Below are 14,791 nucleotides of genomic sequence, written 5' to 3' on the forward strand. Positions count from 1 at the left end.
AAAAAAACCGGCGCTCAAGGCGCCGGTTCTTCTTTCACACCCTCAAAGCCTCACAGCCCGTCGAGCATCGCCTTGTTACGCACAGCGCCCTTGTCGGCGCTGGTCGCCAGCAGGGCGTAGGCCTTCAGTGCAGTGGTGACCTTGCGTGGACGCACTTCGGCAGGTTTCCAGCCCTTCTTGTCCTGTTCGACACGGCGTGCGGCCAACTCTTCGTCGCTGACCAGCAGGTTGATCGAGCGGTTCGGAATGTCGATCAGTACTTTGTCACCGTCCTTGACCAGGCCGATGGCGCCGCCCGAGGCCGCTTCCGGCGAAGCATGGCCGATCGACAGGCCCGAGGTGCCGCCGGAGAAGCGGCCGTCGGTGAGCAGTGCGCAGGCCTTGCCCAGGCCCTTGGACTTCAGGTACGAGGTCGGGTAGAGCATCTCTTGCATGCCCGGGCCGCCTTTCGGGCCTTCGTAGCGGATGATCACGATGTCGCCGGCCTTCACTTCGTCGGCGAGAATGCCGCGCACGGCGCTGTCCTGGCTTTCGAAGATCTTCGCGGTGCCTTCGAACACATGGATCGACTCGTCGACGCCCGCGGTCTTGACCACGCAGCCGTCCAGGGCGATGTTGCCGTAGAGCACGGCCAGGCCACCTTCCTGCGAGTAGGCGTGTTCGAAGCTGCGGATGCAGCCGTTCTCGCGGTCGTCGTCGAGGGTTTCCCAGCGGGTCGACTGGCTGAACGCGGTCTGGGTCGGGATACCGGCCGGGCCTGCCTTGAAGAAGGTGTGCACGGCTTCGTCATCGGTCTGGGTGATGTCCCACTTGGCGATGGCCTCTTCCATGCTGCGGCTGTGCACGGTCGGAAGGTTCGTGTGCAGCAGGCCGCCACGGGCCAGCGAGCCGAGGATGCTGAAGATGCCGCCGGCGCGGTGGACGTCTTCCATGTGGTACTTCTGGATGTTCGGCGCCACCTTGCACAGCTGTGGCACCTTGCGCGACAGGCGATCGATGTCGCGCAGGTCGAAGTCGACCTCCGCTTCCTGGGCGGCAGCCAGCAGGTGCAGGATGGTGTTGGTCGAACCGCCCATGGCGATGTCGAGCATCATGGCGTTCTCGAACGCCTTGAAGTTGGCGATGTTGCGCGGCAGTACCGACTCGTCGTTCTCGCCGTAGTAGCGCTTGCACAGCTCGACGATGGTGCGTCCGGCGGTGAGGAACAGCTGCTCGCGGTCGGCGTGGGTGGCCAGGGTGGAGCCGTTGCCCGGCAGGGCGAGCCCCAGGGCTTCGGTCAGGCAGTTCATCGAGTTGGCGGTGAACATGCCGGAGCACGAACCGCAGGTCGGGCAGGCGCTGCGCTCGTACTCGGCGACCTTTTCGTCACTGGCGGTCGAGTCGGCGGCGATGACCATGGCGTCGACCAGGTCCAGGCCGTGGCTGGCCAGCTTGGTCTTGCCGGCTTCCATCGGGCCGCCGGAGACGAAGATCACTGGAATGTTCAGGCGCAGGGCGGCCATCAGCATGCCGGGGGTGATCTTGTCGCAGTTGGAGATGCAGACGATGGCGTCGGCGCAGTGGGCGTTGACCATGTACTCGACGGCGTCGGCGATGATCTCGCGGCTCGGCAGCGAGTACAGCATGCCGTCGTGGCCCATGGCGATGCCGTCGTCGACGGCGATGGTGTTGAATTCCTTGGCCACGCCACCGGCGCGCTCGATCTCGCGGGCGACCAGCTGGCCCAGGTCCTTCAGGTGCACGTGGCCCGGGACGAACTGGGTGAACGAGTTGGCGATGGCGATGATCGGTTTCTTGAAGTCTTCGTCCTTCATCCCGGTGGCGCGCCACAGTGCGCGGGCACCCGCCATGTTGCGGCCCTGGGTGGAAGTCTTGGAACGATAATCAGGCATGAAGCACTCCTGGCGGCTTAATCAGGTCTCTGGAAAGGGGAGTGAGCTTCTCTTGTCCTTTGCGCCGAAGGCCGGTTGCCGCTGGCACGGATGGGGCCGAAGACAGCGCGGGATCGCCGCGTGCTTGGCCAGAGCTCATAAACCCGCCTGGGGATGTCTGGCGATGAATAGGCCGATTCTACACCGCTGGCGCGACGAGGGAATGACGATGTGTCTGGACGGTGCTTTTCGTCATTTGGACAGGGTGATGCAGGACATCTCCCAAATGCCCTTCCAGCGGTATTTTCCTGGTCTCGCTGCAGCTACCATCGCGCGCCGCATGGTGTTGGATATCTGAGCAGGGTTTTTGCCAAGGCAGCGCTGCAGTCATGGTCGGTCGATAGTTATCTAGTGCCCGGCTGTCCGCCGGGTCATTAGCCTGACGTCTTCTTGCGCTCGCAAAGGACTTGAGTCATGCGCCTGTTTCACTCCCTGGCGCGGGACGATATCGAGGATCTCAACGGCCCGCAGCCAACGGTCAGGACCGTGGGCATCATCATGGCCGACTTCCCGGGGGAGTCGCTGATCGCCAACATCATCGCCAACAATCACCACACATTGCATGACCTGGGGCTGTAGGCCAGCCCCAGGCAGGTGGGTCAGCTGTTGGGCAGCAACCGGCAGGTGATGCTCTTGATGTAGCGGGTTTCGGCGATTGCCGGGTGCACTGGGTGGTCCGGACCCTGGCCGCCGCGCTCGAGCAGTTGCAGGTTGCGGTCCAGGTGGCGGGCACTGGTCAGCAGGATGTTGTTCAGGTCATCTTCGGGCAGGTGCATGGAGCACGAAGCGCTGACCAGGATGCCGTCCTTGTTGAGCATGCGCATGGCCTGCTCGTTGAGGCGGCGGTAGGCGGCCTCGCCGTTCTTCAGGTCCTTCTTGCGCTTAATGAAGGCGGGTGGGTCGGCAATGATCACGTCGAAGCGTTCTTCGGCGGCCTTGAGTTCGCGCAGGGCCTCGAACACGTCGCCTTCGATGCAGGTCAGCTTTTCGGCAATGCCGTTGAGCGCGGCATTGCGCTCGACGCCATCCAGGGCAAAGCCCGAGGCATCGACGCAGAACACTTCGCTGGCGCCGAAGGCCCCGGCCTGTACGCCCCAGCCACCGATGTAGCTGAACAGGTCGAGCACGCGCTTGCCCTTGACGTAGGGCGCCAGGCGCGCACGGTTCATGCGGTGGTCGTAGAACCAGCCAGTCTTCTGGCCTTCACGTACCGGCGCTTCGAACTTCACGCCGTTCTCTTCCAGCGCGACCCAGTCTGGCACTTCGCCATAAACAGTCTCGACATAGCGGCCCAGGCCCTCGGCGTCGCGCGCGGCGGAGTCATTCTTGAACAGGATGCCACTGGGCTTGAGCACCTGTACCAGGGCAGCGATCACCTCATCCTTGTGAGCTTCCATGGTGGCCGAGGCCAGTTGCACCACGAGAATGTCGAAGAAGCGGTCGACCACCAGGCCCGGCAGCAGGTCGGAGTCGCCGTAGACCAGGCGGTAGCAGGGGTTGTCGAACAGGCGCTCACGCAGCGACAGGGCGACGTTCAGGCGGTGCACCAGCAGCGACTTGTCCAGCGGCAGCTTGGCATCGCGCGACAGCAGGCGGGCACAGATCAGGTTGTTCGGGCTCACCGCCACCACGCCCAGCGGCTTGCCGTTGGCCGCCTCGAGGATCGCCTGCTGCCCGGCCTTCAGGCCTTGCAGCGGAGTCGCGGCGACATCGACTTCATTGCTGTAGACCCACAGGTGGCCGGCGCGCAGGCGGCGGTCGGCATTGGCTTTGAGGCGAAGGCTGGGCAGGGACATGACGTCGCTCCGGAAAAAAGAGCGGGAGTATACCGCGTTGGCCTGGGGTTCGCTGGTGGGCTGGATGAAGTGTCGGCCTCATCGCTGCTAAAGTTAACCGCCCAGGAAACGATCCAGTGGTTGGTGCCCTGCAGGAGTACAGGGTTAGAATCTCTCGTCATTTCCGAGTGTGTACCCATGTCCCAGGAACTTTCCGCCGAACAGATCCAGCAAGCCTTGCAAGGCATCACCATTCCGCCGCAGCCGCAGATCATGGTGGACCTGCAGTTCGAGCAGTACATGCCCGATCCGGACCTGGAGACGATCGCCAAGCTGATAGCGCAGGATCCTGGTCTGGCCGGTGCACTGCTCAAGCTGGTGAACTCCCCGCATTTCGCGTTGGCCAACAAGATTGGCTCGATCCAGCGCGCCGTAAACCTGTTGGGCAGCCGCTCGATCATCAACCTGATCAACGCGCAGTCGATCAAGGGCGAGATGAGCGACGAAACCATCGTCACCCTCAACCGCTTCTGGGACACCGCCCAGGACGTCGCGATGACCTGCCTGACCCTGGCCAAGCGCACCGGCATCCAGGCGGTGGACGAGGCCTACACCCTTGGCCTGTTCCATGATTGCGGCGTGCCGCTGATGCTCAAGCGCTTCCCGACCTACATGGAAGTGCTGGAGGACGCCTACGCCAAGGCCGACGAACAAACGCGGGTGGTGGACACCGAGAACCGCGCGTTCAACACCAACCATTCGGTGGTGGGCTACTTCACCGCCAAGTCGTGGCGCCTGCCGGAGCACATCAGCGCGGCCATCGCCAACCACCACAACGCCCTGGCGGTATTCCGCGACGAGTCTTCACGCAACACCCAGACCCAGCTGAAGAACCTGCTGGCGGTGCTGAAAATGGCCGAACACATCTGTGCGTCGTACCGCGTGCTGGGCAACCAGAGCGTCGACCACGAGTGGAACGTCGTCGGGCCGCTGGTGCTGGACTACATCGGGCTGTCGGAGTACGACTTCGAGAGCCTCAAGCAGAACATCCGTGAAATGAGTGGCCACTGATCCATGCCTGAGTTGCCAGAAGTCGAGACCACCCGGCGCGGGATCGCGCCTTACCTGGAAGGCCAGCGAGTCAGCCGCGTGGTGGTGCGTGACCGGCGCCTGCGCTGGCCGATCCCCGAGGATCTGGATGTGCGCCTGTCGGGGCAGCGCATCGTCAGCGTCGAGCGGCGGGCCAAGTACCTGCTGATCAACGCCGAGGTGGGCACCTTGATCAGCCACCTGGGGATGTCTGGCAACCTGCGGTTGGTCGAGCTCGGGCTGCCGGCGGCCAAGCATGAACATGTGGACATCGAGCTGGAGTCGGGGCTGATGCTGCGCTACACCGACCCGCGTCGGTTCGGCGCCATGCTCTGGAGCCAGGACCCGCTCGGTCACGAGCTGCTGGTGCGCCTGGGGCCGGAGCCATTGACCGACCTGTTCGACGGCGAGCGGTTGTTCCAGCTGTCACGCGGGCGGTCGATGGCGGTCAAGCCGTTCATCATGGACAACGCCGTGGTGGTGGGGGTGGGCAACATCTACGCCACCGAGGCGCTGTTCGCCGCGGGCATCGATCCACGCCGCGAGGCGGGCGGGATCAGCCGGGCGCGTTATCTGAAGCTGGCGATCGAGATCAAGCGCGTGCTGGCGGCGGCCATCGAGCGTGGTGGCACCACGTTGCGCGATTTCATCGGTGGCGATGGGCAGCCGGGGTATTTCCAGCAGGAACTGTTCGTGTATGGGCGTGGCGGTGAGGCCTGCAAGGTGTGCGGGACCGAGCTGCGGGACGTGAAGCTGGGGCAGCGCGCTAGCGTGTTCTGCCCGCGCTGTCAGCGCTGAGATTCGTTCGGCGAACAGCCATTCCGCGCGCCGCAGCTTTGCGGGTCACTCCAGCACTGCGGCCTCACCGACCCCGCGCGGATCGCTGGCCGCCTCGAGCGTCCCGGCGCGTTTGTCCCAGTACAGCACCTGCTGGTTCCCATAGCTGCGCTGCACATCCTTGAGCTCATAGCCGCGTGCACGCAGCGCGGCTTTCTGCCTCTCATCGAAGGTGCCGGGCTCGTGCTCGATCACATCTGGCAAGTACTGATGGTGATAGCGGGGGATCGCCGGCCATTCGTTCACCGGCCGCCCTTCGAGAAAGCCGAGCATCGACAGCAGCACCATGCTCGGGATTCGGCTGCCGCCGGGCGTGCCGAAGCTGGCGAACTGTGACGGACTTTCGATGAAGCTCGGACTCATGCTCGACAGTGGGCGCTTGCCCGCGGCCACCGCATTGGCCTGGCTGCCGGCCAGGCCGTAGCTGTTGCTGCCTGTGGGGTCGGCGGCGAAATCGTCCATCTCGTTGTTCAGCACCACGCCGCTGCCGGGTACGGTAAAGGCTGCACCGAAGGGCAGGTTGACCGACAGCGTGGCCGACACGGCATTGCCTGTGGCATCGATCACGCTGAAGTGAGTGGTGTGGTCGCCCTCGCGCCAGGCGGGCGCGGGCGGCAGGGCGCTGCTGGGCGTGGCATCGTGCACGTCGATGCTGTCGGCAAGTCCGGTCAGATAGTGGCGTGCCAGCAGGCGGTTGATCGGGTTGGTGACGTAGTCCGGGTCGCCGAGCAGGCCGCGATCGCGGTAGGCGCGGCGCAGGACTTCCACCACATAGTGGCTGCGTTGCACGGGTTCTGCGCTCTGCCAAGGCAGGCGCTGGAGCATCGCCAGGCTCTGCGCCAAGGCCACGCCGCCGGCAGACGGCGGTGGGCTGCTGATCAGCTCGCGCTGGTCTGCCAGGGGATAGCGCAGTGGCTGGCGCCAGACCGTGCGGTAGTTGGCGAGATCGTCGAGGGTCCAGACACCGCCAGCGCGGCGCACACCCTCGACAAGCTGGCGGCCAACCGTCCCACGGTAGAAACCGTCGCGCCCCTGATCGGCCATTGCTTGCAGGGTGGCGGCCAGTTCCGGCTGGCGGATCACGCTGCCCAGGGCGGGGACCTGGTTCTCGCGCAGGAACAGCCGAGCGCTTTCCGGGTCGTCACGCAGCGCGTTCAGGCGCATGGTCGCGCGATCGCGGTAGATGCGGTCTACGGCAAAGCCTTGGTTGGCGAGGCGGATGGCTGGCGCGAGGCTGTCCCTGAGCGGCAGTTTGCCGTGGGTCGCCGCGAGATCTGCCAGCGCCTGGGGCAGACCTGGGATGGCCGCCGCCAGCGCACCGTTGATCGAAAGCCCCTGCCGGACCTTGCCGTCTTCCAGGTACATGCCTGGGGTGGCGGCACCCGGCGCGCGCTCGCGGGCATCCAGGAAGCGGTAGTGCGCAGTATCGGACTGCTCGCGCAGCAGGAAGAAACCGCCGCCGCCCAACCCCGAGCCATAGGGCTCGACCACCGCCAGCGTGGCGCTGATGGCGATGGCGGCATCGAACGCGTTGCCGCCCTGCTCCAGAACCTCTCGTGCCGCTGCAGTGGCATCGGCGTGGGGGCTGGCAATGGCGGCGCGCCCGGGCCCGTCCGCCAGGGCGGCGGTGGCCAGCAGCGCCAGTGCGGCGCCGAGCAATGCGCGGCCAATCGCGGCGACGAACGGCATCAGGCCTTGCCGGTGATCCGGCGGTACTTGGCCATCAGCTCGTCTTCGGTTTCCGGATGGGCTTCATCCAGCGGGATGCAGTCAACCGGGCAAACCTGCTGGCACTGGGGTTCGTCATAGTGGCCCACGCACTGGGTGCAGAGGTTCGGGTCGATCACGTAGATCTCTTCGCCTTGCGAGATGGCGGCGTTCGGGCACTCGGGTTCGCAGACGTCGCAGTTGATGCAATCGTCGGTGATGATCAGGGACATTGGGACTCCGGCCGGGGCTCGGCGCCCGGGCATGTATCAAAGCAATGGGCACAATTGTGCCGCATTAACGCCCGCAGTGCACGCGGGCGCGAGGCTTTGTCGCGCAAGTGCCGGTTGGCGACGTGGCGTACAAAGCCGAACTCAGGCCGCTGCGATCACTTCTTGAAGCGTACGGTCAACGCCTCGGCCACCGCCGGGTGGACGAACTTGGTGATATCCCCGCCCAGCGCCGCAATCTCGCGGACCAGCGTCGAGGAAATGAACGAGTAGCGCTCCGACGGCGTGAGGAACAGGCTCTCGACGTCCGGCGCCAGTTGGCGATTCATGTTCGCCAGCTGGAACTCGTACTCGAAGTCGGACACCGCACGCAGGCCCCGCAGGAACACGTTGGCGCCCTGTTCCTTGGCGAAGTGCGCCAGCAGGGAGGAGAAGCCGATGACTTCGACATTGGGCAGGTGCTTGGTGACCTCGCGGGCCAGCTCGACCCGTTGTTCCAGCGGGAACAGGGGGTTTTTCTTGGGGCTGGCCGCCACGGCGATGATCACGTGATCGAACAGCCGCGAGGCGCGCTCGACCAGATCGCCATGGCCTTTGGTAATGGGGTCGAAAGTGCCCGGGTACAACACTCGGTTCATCGCGTCATCCTGGCTGGAGTGCGTTGGGGAGTCGGATGGTAGCGCAGCGACTGCTGCCCGGCCAAGTCATGCGACCGGATGATGGCACTATAGACAGTACGGCCATTGGCTGTCATGCGCCCTTTGCGCTCAGCGGATGAACAGCTTGTATACGAGGCGCTGCAGGGCTTTTCCGTAAGGCGGGTAGATCAGCCGGGCGGCGTTGATACGCTGTTTGGCCAGTACCGCCTTGGCTTTGCTGAAGGTCTGGAAACCTTCGCGACCATGGTAATGACCCATGCCAGAGGGGCCGATGCCGCCGAAGGGCAAGTCGTCCTGGGCGACATGCAGCAGGGTGTCGTTCAGGCACACCCCGCCGGAGTGTGTGTGCTGCAGCACCTGCGCCTGCTGACTGCGGTCGTAACCGAAGTAGTACAGCGCCAGCGGGCGTGGGCGCTGATTGATGTAGGCCAGGGCCTCATCCAGCGCGTCATAGGCGACCAGCGGTAACAATGGGCCGAAGATTTCGTCCTGCATCACCTGCATGTCGTCGTTCACATCCAGCAGCAGATGAGGTGGCAGCCTGCGGCCCTGGCGCGGCTCGTCGGGGTACAGGTCGAGTACCTGGGCGCCTTTGTCGCGGGCGTCGGCGAGCAGGCGCTCGAGGCGCTCCAACTGGCGCGGGTTGATGATCGCGCTGTAGTCGGGGTTGTCTGCGATGCGTGGGAAAAGGCGCTGCACCGCCCGTCGATAGGCCTGCGCGAAGTCGTCCAGGCGCTGACGCGGGACCAGCACGTAATCGGGTGCCACGCAGGTCTGCCCGGCATTGAGGGTCTTGCCGAAGGCAATGCGCTCGGCGGCACTGGCCAGTGGCACGTCGTGGGAGACGATGGCGGGCGACTTGCCGCCCAGCTCGAGCGTGACCGGCGTGAGGTTGTGCGCGGCGGCCAGCATGACCTGGCGGCCGATGCTGGTGGCGCCGGTAAACAGCAGGTGATCGAAGGGCAGGCGGGCAAAGGCCTGGCCGACCTCGACCTCGCCCAGCACCACACTCACCAGGTCGCCAGGGAAAACCTGCTCGAGCAACTGCTTGAGGGCATGGCCGGTACGTGGTGTGGCCTCGCTGAGCTTGAGCATCACCCGGTTGCCCGCCGCCAGGGCACCGGTCAGCGGGCCGATAGCCAGAAACAGCGGGTAGTTCCACGGCACGATGATGCCCACCACCCCCAGTGGTTGCGCCAGCACTCGCGCGCTGGCCGGCTGGAAGGCCAGGCCGACGCGGCGCCGGGCAGGTTTCATCCAGCGCCGCACATGACGCTCGGCATGGCGCAGGCCCTGCACGGATGGCAGCAGCTCGGCCAGCAGGGTTTCATCGGCACTGCGCCCGCCGAAGTCGGCATCGACGGCTTCGATCAGCGCCTGCTGGTTTGCAACCAGGGCCTCACGCAGGCTTTTCAGCCACTGGATACGCTGCGCGGCGGGCGGCATGGGGTTGCCTGCGAAGGCCTGGCGTTGCTCGGCGAACAACTGCTCAAGAACAAGGTCGGATGGCTCAAGAGGCATGGCTGTGGACGAACGCATGGCAGCTCCGCGCAGAGGGGCGAGTTCTCGAGCTTATACTCTAATCGGCGTCGATCTGTGAATGTCCGCGGTGTGCACCGCCCGTGGAATAAACCGTAAGATGGCTCGTCATACGAAGCCCGCAGACCTGGATACCCGCATGGCCCCGCGCATGAAGACCCGTGAGCGCATCGTGCAAAGCAGCCTCGAACTGTTCAACCAGCAAGGCGAGCGCAGCGTCAGCACCAATCACATTGCCGCGTTCATGGAAATCTCTCCCGGCAACCTGTACTACCACTTCCCCAACAAGCAGGCGATCATCGCGTTGCTGTTCAACCAGTACGAAGAGCTGGTGGACAGCTTCCTGCGCCCGCCGCAAGGCCGGGCGGCCACCGTCGAGGACAAGCGCTTCTACCTCAAGGCATTGCTCGCGGCGATGTGGAACTATCGCTTTCTGCACCGCGACCTCGAGCACCTGCTGGAGAGCGACCCGGAGCTGGCCGCACGTTACCGGCGCTTCTCCCAGCGTTGCCTGCAGCAGGGTCAGGCGATCTATCGTGGCTTCGTCGAAGCGGGCATCTTGAACATGCTGCCGACCCAGATCGAGTCGCTGACCATCAATGCCTGGATCGTGCTCACCTCCTGGGTGCGTTTTCTCAGCACCACCCGCGAGCATTCCGCGCACCTGGGTGAAGAAGCCTTCAAGCGCGGCGTCTATCAGGTGCTGGTTTTGGAGCTGGGGTTCGTCACCGCCAGCTCCCGCGCCGCCGTGGATGCGCTGTGCAGCGAATTTCACGTTCCGTTCAACCAGGCCCTGGAACATTGATCCGGGCCTTTCGAGCCATCGATAGGAGATTGTCATGCCCCTTGCGCAACTGATCACCCCGCAGCAGCTGGACGAGCGTCTGGACTCGCCGGGGCTGGTGATCCTCGACTGTCGCTTCGCCCTGGAGGATGTGGACTACGGCCAGCGCAGCTATGCCGAGGGGCATATCGCCGGTGCGCATTTCGCGGACCTGGAGCGCGACCTGAGCGGGCCTGTGGTCAAGGGGCAGACCGGCCGTCACCCACTGCCTGAGCCTAGCCTTCTGATCGAGCGCCTGCGCAAGTGGGGCCTGGATAATAACAGCCAGGTGGTGCTGTACGACGACGGCCCTGGTGCCTTCGCAGCCCGCGCCTGGTGGCTGCTGGCCTGGCTGGGCAAGCGCGATGCGGTGTTCATCCTCGACGGCGGCCTCAAGGCCTGGCATGCCGCGCACCTGCCGTTGAGCCTGGACCCGCCAGTGCACCACGAGGGCAACTTCGAGGGTAAGGCCGATGCGAAGCTGCTGATCGATGCCGAGCACCTGGCCAAGCGCCTGGGCAGCGCCGATCTGACCTTGATCGACGCCCGCGCCTTGCCGCGTTTTCGCGGTGAAGTCGAGCCGATCGACCCTGTTGCCGGTCACATTCCCGGCGCGCAGTGCGCGGCGTTCACCGACAACCTCGGTGCGGACGGGCGTTTCCTGCCGGTCGAGCAGCTCAAGCAGCGCTTCGCCGAGAAGCTGGCGGGGCGTGCGCCGGAACAGTTGGTCGCGTATTGCGGTTCTGGCGTCACGGCTTGCCACAACCTGTTTGCCCTGGCACTGGCGGGATACCCGCTGGGACGCCTGTACGCAGGATCCTGGAGCGAATGGATCAACGATCCCAAGCATGGTGTCGCTACCGGCGACTGAGGCGACCCAGCGTCAGCGTCCTTCCAGCAACCACTGCGGAATCCGGCGTTCGAGGTAATACCCCGGATTACGCAGGCTGCCGTCGACAAAGCCCACGTGCCCGCCACGGCGGTGCAATTCGAAATGAGTCTGCGGTGCCAGCTCCTGCGCCACCGGCAGGCTGTGGCCGAACACGAACGGATCGTCCTGTGCGTGGATGATCAGCGTCGGTGTGCGGTTTTCCCCCAGGTAATAGCGACTCGATGCGCGGCGGTAGTAGTCGTGGGCATCGCTGAAACCGTTGAGCGGCGCGGTCACCCGGCCATCGAAATCCCAGAAGGTCCTCAGGTTGCGTAGCGGCCCCAGGCGCTCCAGCGCGGCCAGCCCTTCGCTGTGGCCACGGGCCTGGAAGTGCCGCTGCTTGTTCTGCACGTAGGCCAGCATCTCGCGCATGAAGTGCGCCTGGTAGACCTTGCTGAAACCCATGCCAATGCGGTCGGCGCATTGATCCAGGCGAAATGGCACAGACACGGCCACCGCCGCTTCGAGCTGGCTGGCCGAGCCACTTTCGCCCAGGTACTTCAACAGCACGTTGCCGCCCAGCGAGTAGCCCACGGCATACAGCGGCGCCAATGGTCGTTGCGCGCGCAGATGGCGGATGGTTTCGGCCAGGTCTTCGCTGGCGCCGGAGTGATAACTGCGGGCAAGCAGGTTGGGCTCGCCGGAGCAGCCTCGCCAGTTCAGCGCGACGCTGGCCCAGCCACGCGCCTGCAGCGCTTGCTGCAGGCCTTTTACGTAAGGGGAGTCGGAGGAACCGGTCAGGCCGTGCAGGATCAGCACCAGCGGCGTGTCTGCCTGATGCGGGCCGTGCCAGTCCATGTCGAGGAAGTCGCCGTCGGCCAGCCACAGGCGTTCGCGGCTGCGCTCAAGCCTTGGGGGCTTGCGCCAGAGCGGCCCCCACAGGGTCTGCAGGTGCGGATTGGACAGCCCGACGGCGGGGCGAAAGGTGAAGGCGTGGCTGGACATGCTGGAACTCGTGATGTGCCTGCCTAGAATGCCATGAAACCCCGCCGTCATGCCTGTGCTATTGGTCGCTGGGCGAGGGTGCGAGTGGTTGCTGGTCGGCAGGACCGCCCACAGTGATCAGTATCTTGCGGTCCAGGTCGAATCGACGTCGGATCACCTCGTGGACGACTGCAGGTGTTTGTTCGCGCAACCGATCGGTGTAGGTGTCGAGGTAGTCGTCTGGCAGGTCGTGACTGGCAAGGTAGGCCAAGCGCTCGGCAAGCTGGCCATTCGTGGCGACCTCCTTGAGGCATTTACCTGCGAGTCTCTGTTGCGCCAGTTGCAGTTCTTCCAGCGTTGGCCCTTCCTGAGCAAAGGCCAGCAACAGGGCGTCCACCCGCTCGACACTGGTCTGGAGATGCTGCGGTTTGACGTCCCATCTGATCGATAACCTGCCAGCGGTGCTGGATGCTGTGAAGTCCGAGTCGATGTGGTAGGTCAGTTCCAGGCGTTGCCGGAGCTCTTGCATGAGGCGGGAGCTGAAGCCGCCACCTAACACTTCGTTGGCCAACTGCAGCGGGAGATGTTCGGCTTCGGTGGGCGGCACGTTCATGGGCAGTGTCAACTGAGCGAGGATGTTGGGTACGCTCCAGGGCAGGTGCCGTGTTGCCGCCACTGACGAGGGAACCGGTGGCAGGTGTGCGGCCGTCCACCCCTGGGGCAATGCCGAGCTGATGTCCTGCGCCAGGGCGACGGCCGCCTCCCGGGATAGATCGCCGACAATCGCGATGTCCAGGTTACTTGCGCAATACGCCTTGCGATGGAATGCCTTCAGGTCATCGACGGTCAATGCGTCGACGTGCTCAGGGGTGCTCAAGACGCTTTCATAGGGGTGGCCTTGGTAGAGGTGGTGATACAGCTCGATTACTGGTTGCCAGTGTTGCGATTTTCGCCACGCCCCGTCCTGAGCGTTGACTCGGGTCTTAATTGTTTTGAGTGCGTCGGCCGGGAAGTCGGGGTGGGCGAGCATGGAGGCGAGCAGTGTCACGGCGGGGGTGAGAATTTCAGGTGCACTTAGTGTGCGCAGGGAGAAAGTTGCGTGATCGAGGCGTATATCCTTGCTGACGATGGCCCCCAGTTCCTGCATCCGCCTGTCCCGTTCGGCCGCCTCCAGACCGTCGCTGCCTTTGTCGAGCATGTGCAAGGTCACGGCCGCGAGGCCATGGTGGTCCTGGTCGGCCGAGGTGCCTGCCTTGAAGCGTAGTTTGATATCCACTATCGGCAGCCCCCGCGTTTCCACGAACATCACGCGTGTGCCGTTATCGTTCCGCCATGATTGCACCGAGGTGCTGATCTGCTCGAATGCATTGAGGTTCAGGCCTTGTGCGCTAGTGAGTCCTGTCGGGATGTCATTCATCATTCGTCTCCTCGAGCATGAAGGTGGCCATCAGCCGGTCCTCGGTCAGATAAAGGCTTGCCACCTGGCGAACCTGTTCTACGGTCACGGCTTCGAGCGTTTGTCGCTCCTGCTCCAAAAGGTGCGGGTCCAGGCCACAGACGGCGTAGCGGCGGATGGTCTCTGCCTGGTTGGCGATGTCATCGCGGGCAAAGACCTTGTTCGACATGAATTGCACCTTGGCGCGATTGAGGTCCCTTTCAGTGAAGGGGGTGCGATGGAGCGTGGCGATTTCCTGCATGATCCTGTCGAGCGCCTGGGCAGGCGTGCCTATGGACGTGTTGGTATGGGCCCGAATTTCCAGGAGGCTGTCTGCGCGTTTGAATGCGTCATAGTCCACTGACAAGTTGAGCAAGATGAGTTCGTCGCTCAACAGTCGCTGGCGCAGGAAGGCGCTAGCACCTTTGCCCAGCAATTTCGGCAGCAACTGCAGTGCGCAAGCCTCCTCGTTGGAGGGCGCTGTGGCCAGGCTGGGGACGCCGAAGCTCATCAGCAATCCCTCTGTCAGCCCCTTGAGACGCAGTGTCTGCGTGCGCCGCCCAGATGCTGCGGTTCTTTCCAGCGGCTTGAGCGGCGGAAGTTCGGCAGCCTCGAAGGCGCCAAAATGGCGCTCGACCAGCTCGCGCAAGCGAGGCATGTCCGTGGCCCCGACGACCACGAGCGTGGCGTTGTTCGGGTGATACCAATGCCGGTGCCAGTCGCGTGCGGTGTCGATTGTCAGCGCGTCCAGGTCTTCTGGGCGCCCGATGACGGGAGTGGCGTATGCTCCGTTGCCATAACAAAATGTTTTGTGTGCCTCAAGGGCACGGCCCAGGGCTGTCCCCTCTACATGGCTGCGCCGCTCTGCCTTGACGATCTCCAGGACCTTGGTGAAGGCCCCCCCCCCCCCC

15 protein-coding genes are annotated in these 14,791 nt (G+C 64.4%); 6 read left to right on the forward strand and 9 right to left on the reverse strand.

The window, feature by feature from the left end; all coding sequences use genetic code 11:
- Nucleotides 1–50 precede the first annotated feature (50 nt).
- Entirely contained in the window at nucleotides 51–1,892 is a 1,842-nt protein-coding gene (gene ilvD, locus HU729_RS22045) for a dihydroxy-acid dehydratase (RefSeq protein WP_186711553.1), read from the reverse strand.
- On the opposite strand from ilvD, the gene HU729_RS22050 reads away from it, so the two are divergent.
- Nucleotides 1,891–2,229, forward strand: a complete 339-nt coding sequence (locus HU729_RS22050; RefSeq protein WP_186711554.1) for a hypothetical protein — start codon at nucleotides 1,891–1,893, stop codon at nucleotides 2,227–2,229. The two genes, ilvD and HU729_RS22050, sit on opposite strands and share 2 nt — an antisense overlap.
- 116 nt (nucleotides 2,230–2,345) lie before the next feature.
- Nucleotides 2,346–2,510: a hypothetical protein gene (locus HU729_RS22055; protein ID WP_186711555.1), complete on the forward strand. Its 165-nt coding sequence runs from the start codon at nucleotides 2,346–2,348 to the stop codon at nucleotides 2,508–2,510.
- 20 nt (nucleotides 2,511–2,530) lie between these two features.
- Here the strand turns inward: HU729_RS22055 and HU729_RS22060 are convergent, their stop codons facing one another.
- A complete protein-coding gene (locus tag HU729_RS22060; protein ID WP_186711556.1) occupies nucleotides 2,531–3,727 on the reverse strand; it encodes a class I SAM-dependent rRNA methyltransferase in 1,197 nt (398 codons plus the stop codon).
- A 231-nt stretch (nucleotides 3,728–3,958) separates the two neighbouring features.
- Here HU729_RS22060 and HU729_RS22065 point away from each other — a divergent pair, with 231 nt between their 5' ends.
- Both HU729_RS22065 and mutM read left to right on the forward strand, forming a co-directional pair.
- Nucleotides 3,959–4,777 (forward strand): HDOD domain-containing protein, encoded by an 819-nt coding sequence (locus HU729_RS22065; protein ID WP_186711562.1) that lies wholly within the window; start codon nucleotides 3,959–3,961, stop codon nucleotides 4,775–4,777.
- Nucleotides 4,778–4,780: 3 nt separating this feature from the next.
- Nucleotides 4,781–5,593 (forward strand): bifunctional DNA-formamidopyrimidine glycosylase/DNA-(apurinic or apyrimidinic site) lyase, encoded by an 813-nt coding sequence (mutM, locus tag HU729_RS22070; protein ID WP_063541651.1) that lies wholly within the window; start codon nucleotides 4,781–4,783, stop codon nucleotides 5,591–5,593.
- A 45-nt stretch (nucleotides 5,594–5,638) separates the two neighbouring features.
- On the opposite strand, the gene ggt is transcribed toward mutM, so the two are convergent.
- The 4 genes from ggt to HU729_RS22090 form a co-directional block, all read right to left on the reverse strand.
- Nucleotides 5,639–7,321, reverse strand: a complete 1,683-nt coding sequence (ggt, locus tag HU729_RS22075; protein ID WP_186711557.1) for a gamma-glutamyltransferase — start codon at nucleotides 7,319–7,321, stop codon at nucleotides 5,639–5,641.
- The gene (locus HU729_RS22080) at nucleotides 7,321–7,572 is read right to left on the reverse strand and encodes a YfhL family 4Fe-4S dicluster ferredoxin (protein WP_011531711.1); all 252 of its coding nucleotides are present in this window, start codon (nucleotides 7,570–7,572) and stop codon (nucleotides 7,321–7,323) included. Before HU729_RS22080 ends, ggt begins: the two co-directional genes overlap by 1 nt.
- Nucleotides 7,573–7,727: 155 nt before the next feature.
- The gene (coaD, locus tag HU729_RS22085) at nucleotides 7,728–8,207 is read right to left on the reverse strand and encodes a pantetheine-phosphate adenylyltransferase (protein ID WP_063541647.1); all 480 of its coding nucleotides are present in this window, start codon (nucleotides 8,205–8,207) and stop codon (nucleotides 7,728–7,730) included.
- A gap of 129 nt (nucleotides 8,208–8,336) precedes the next feature.
- Complete coding sequence (locus HU729_RS22090) at nucleotides 8,337–9,767, reverse strand: coniferyl aldehyde dehydrogenase (RefSeq protein ID WP_186711558.1); 1,431 nt, start codon at nucleotides 9,765–9,767, stop codon at nucleotides 8,337–8,339.
- 139 nt (nucleotides 9,768–9,906) lie between these two features.
- On the opposite strand from HU729_RS22090, the gene HU729_RS22095 reads away from it, so the two are divergent.
- Nucleotides 9,907–10,572 carry a TetR/AcrR family transcriptional regulator gene (locus HU729_RS22095; RefSeq protein WP_186711563.1) on the forward strand — a complete coding sequence of 222 codons (666 nt, stop codon included), beginning with the start codon at nucleotides 9,907–9,909 and terminating at the stop codon, nucleotides 10,570–10,572.
- 34 nt (nucleotides 10,573–10,606) lie between these two features.
- The gene (locus tag HU729_RS22100; RefSeq protein WP_186711559.1) at nucleotides 10,607–11,461 is read left to right on the forward strand and encodes a sulfurtransferase; all 855 of its coding nucleotides are present in this window, start codon (nucleotides 10,607–10,609) and stop codon (nucleotides 11,459–11,461) included.
- Between the two features lie 12 nt (nucleotides 11,462–11,473).
- Here HU729_RS22100 and HU729_RS22105 read toward each other — a convergent pair whose 3' ends face one another.
- The 3 genes from HU729_RS22105 to HU729_RS22115 form a co-directional block, all read right to left on the reverse strand.
- A complete protein-coding gene (locus tag HU729_RS22105) occupies nucleotides 11,474–12,466 on the reverse strand; it encodes a hydrolase (RefSeq protein ID WP_186665565.1) in 993 nt (330 codons plus the stop codon).
- 58 nt (nucleotides 12,467–12,524) lie between these two features.
- Nucleotides 12,525–13,862 carry a pitrilysin family protein gene (locus tag HU729_RS22110; RefSeq protein WP_186711560.1) on the reverse strand — a complete coding sequence of 446 codons (1,338 nt, stop codon included), beginning with the start codon at nucleotides 13,860–13,862 and terminating at the stop codon, nucleotides 12,525–12,527.
- A partial coding sequence (locus tag HU729_RS22115) for a pitrilysin family protein (protein WP_186711561.1) occupies nucleotides 13,855–14,791 on the reverse strand: 937 nt, incomplete at its 5' end. The genes HU729_RS22110 and HU729_RS22115, both read right to left, overlap by 8 nt.

The organism is Pseudomonas sp. RW10S2 (assembly GCF_014268985.1).
Classification (GTDB): Bacteria; Pseudomonadota; Gammaproteobacteria; order Pseudomonadales; family Pseudomonadaceae; genus Aquipseudomonas; species Aquipseudomonas wayambapalatensis.

Excerpts from the sequence above, each read along its gene's own strand:
- HU729_RS22050 (WP_186711554.1), top strand. The coding sequence starts at position 1,891 with ATGAAGCACTCCTGGCGGCTTAATCAGGTCTCTGGAAAGGGGAGTGAG.
- ilvD (WP_186711553.1), bottom strand. The coding sequence starts at position 1,892 with ATGCCTGATTATCGTTCCAAGACTTCCACCCAGGGCCGCAACATGGCG.
- HU729_RS22055 (WP_186711555.1), top strand. The coding sequence starts at position 2,346 with ATGCGCCTGTTTCACTCCCTGGCGCGGGACGATATCGAGGATCTCAAC.
- HU729_RS22060 (WP_186711556.1), bottom strand. The coding sequence starts at position 3,727 with ATGTCCCTGCCCAGCCTTCGCCTCAAAGCCAATGCCGACCGCCGCCTG.
- mutM (WP_063541651.1), top strand. The coding sequence starts at position 4,781 with ATGCCTGAGTTGCCAGAAGTCGAGACCACCCGGCGCGGGATCGCGCCT.
- ggt (WP_186711557.1), bottom strand. The coding sequence starts at position 7,321 with ATGCCGTTCGTCGCCGCGATTGGCCGCGCATTGCTCGGCGCCGCACTG.
- HU729_RS22080 (WP_011531711.1), bottom strand. The coding sequence starts at position 7,572 with ATGTCCCTGATCATCACCGACGATTGCATCAACTGCGACGTCTGCGAA.
- coaD (WP_063541647.1), bottom strand. The coding sequence starts at position 8,207 with ATGAACCGAGTGTTGTACCCGGGCACTTTCGACCCCATTACCAAAGGC.
- HU729_RS22090 (WP_186711558.1), bottom strand. The coding sequence starts at position 9,767 with ATGCGTTCGTCCACAGCCATGCCTCTTGAGCCATCCGACCTTGTTCTT.
- HU729_RS22095 (WP_186711563.1), top strand. The coding sequence starts at position 9,907 with ATGGCCCCGCGCATGAAGACCCGTGAGCGCATCGTGCAAAGCAGCCTC.
- HU729_RS22100 (WP_186711559.1), top strand. The coding sequence starts at position 10,607 with ATGCCCCTTGCGCAACTGATCACCCCGCAGCAGCTGGACGAGCGTCTG.
- HU729_RS22105 (WP_186665565.1), bottom strand. The coding sequence starts at position 12,466 with ATGTCCAGCCACGCCTTCACCTTTCGCCCCGCCGTCGGGCTGTCCAAT.
- HU729_RS22110 (WP_186711560.1), bottom strand. The coding sequence starts at position 13,862 with ATGAATGACATCCCGACAGGACTCACTAGCGCACAAGGCCTGAACCTC.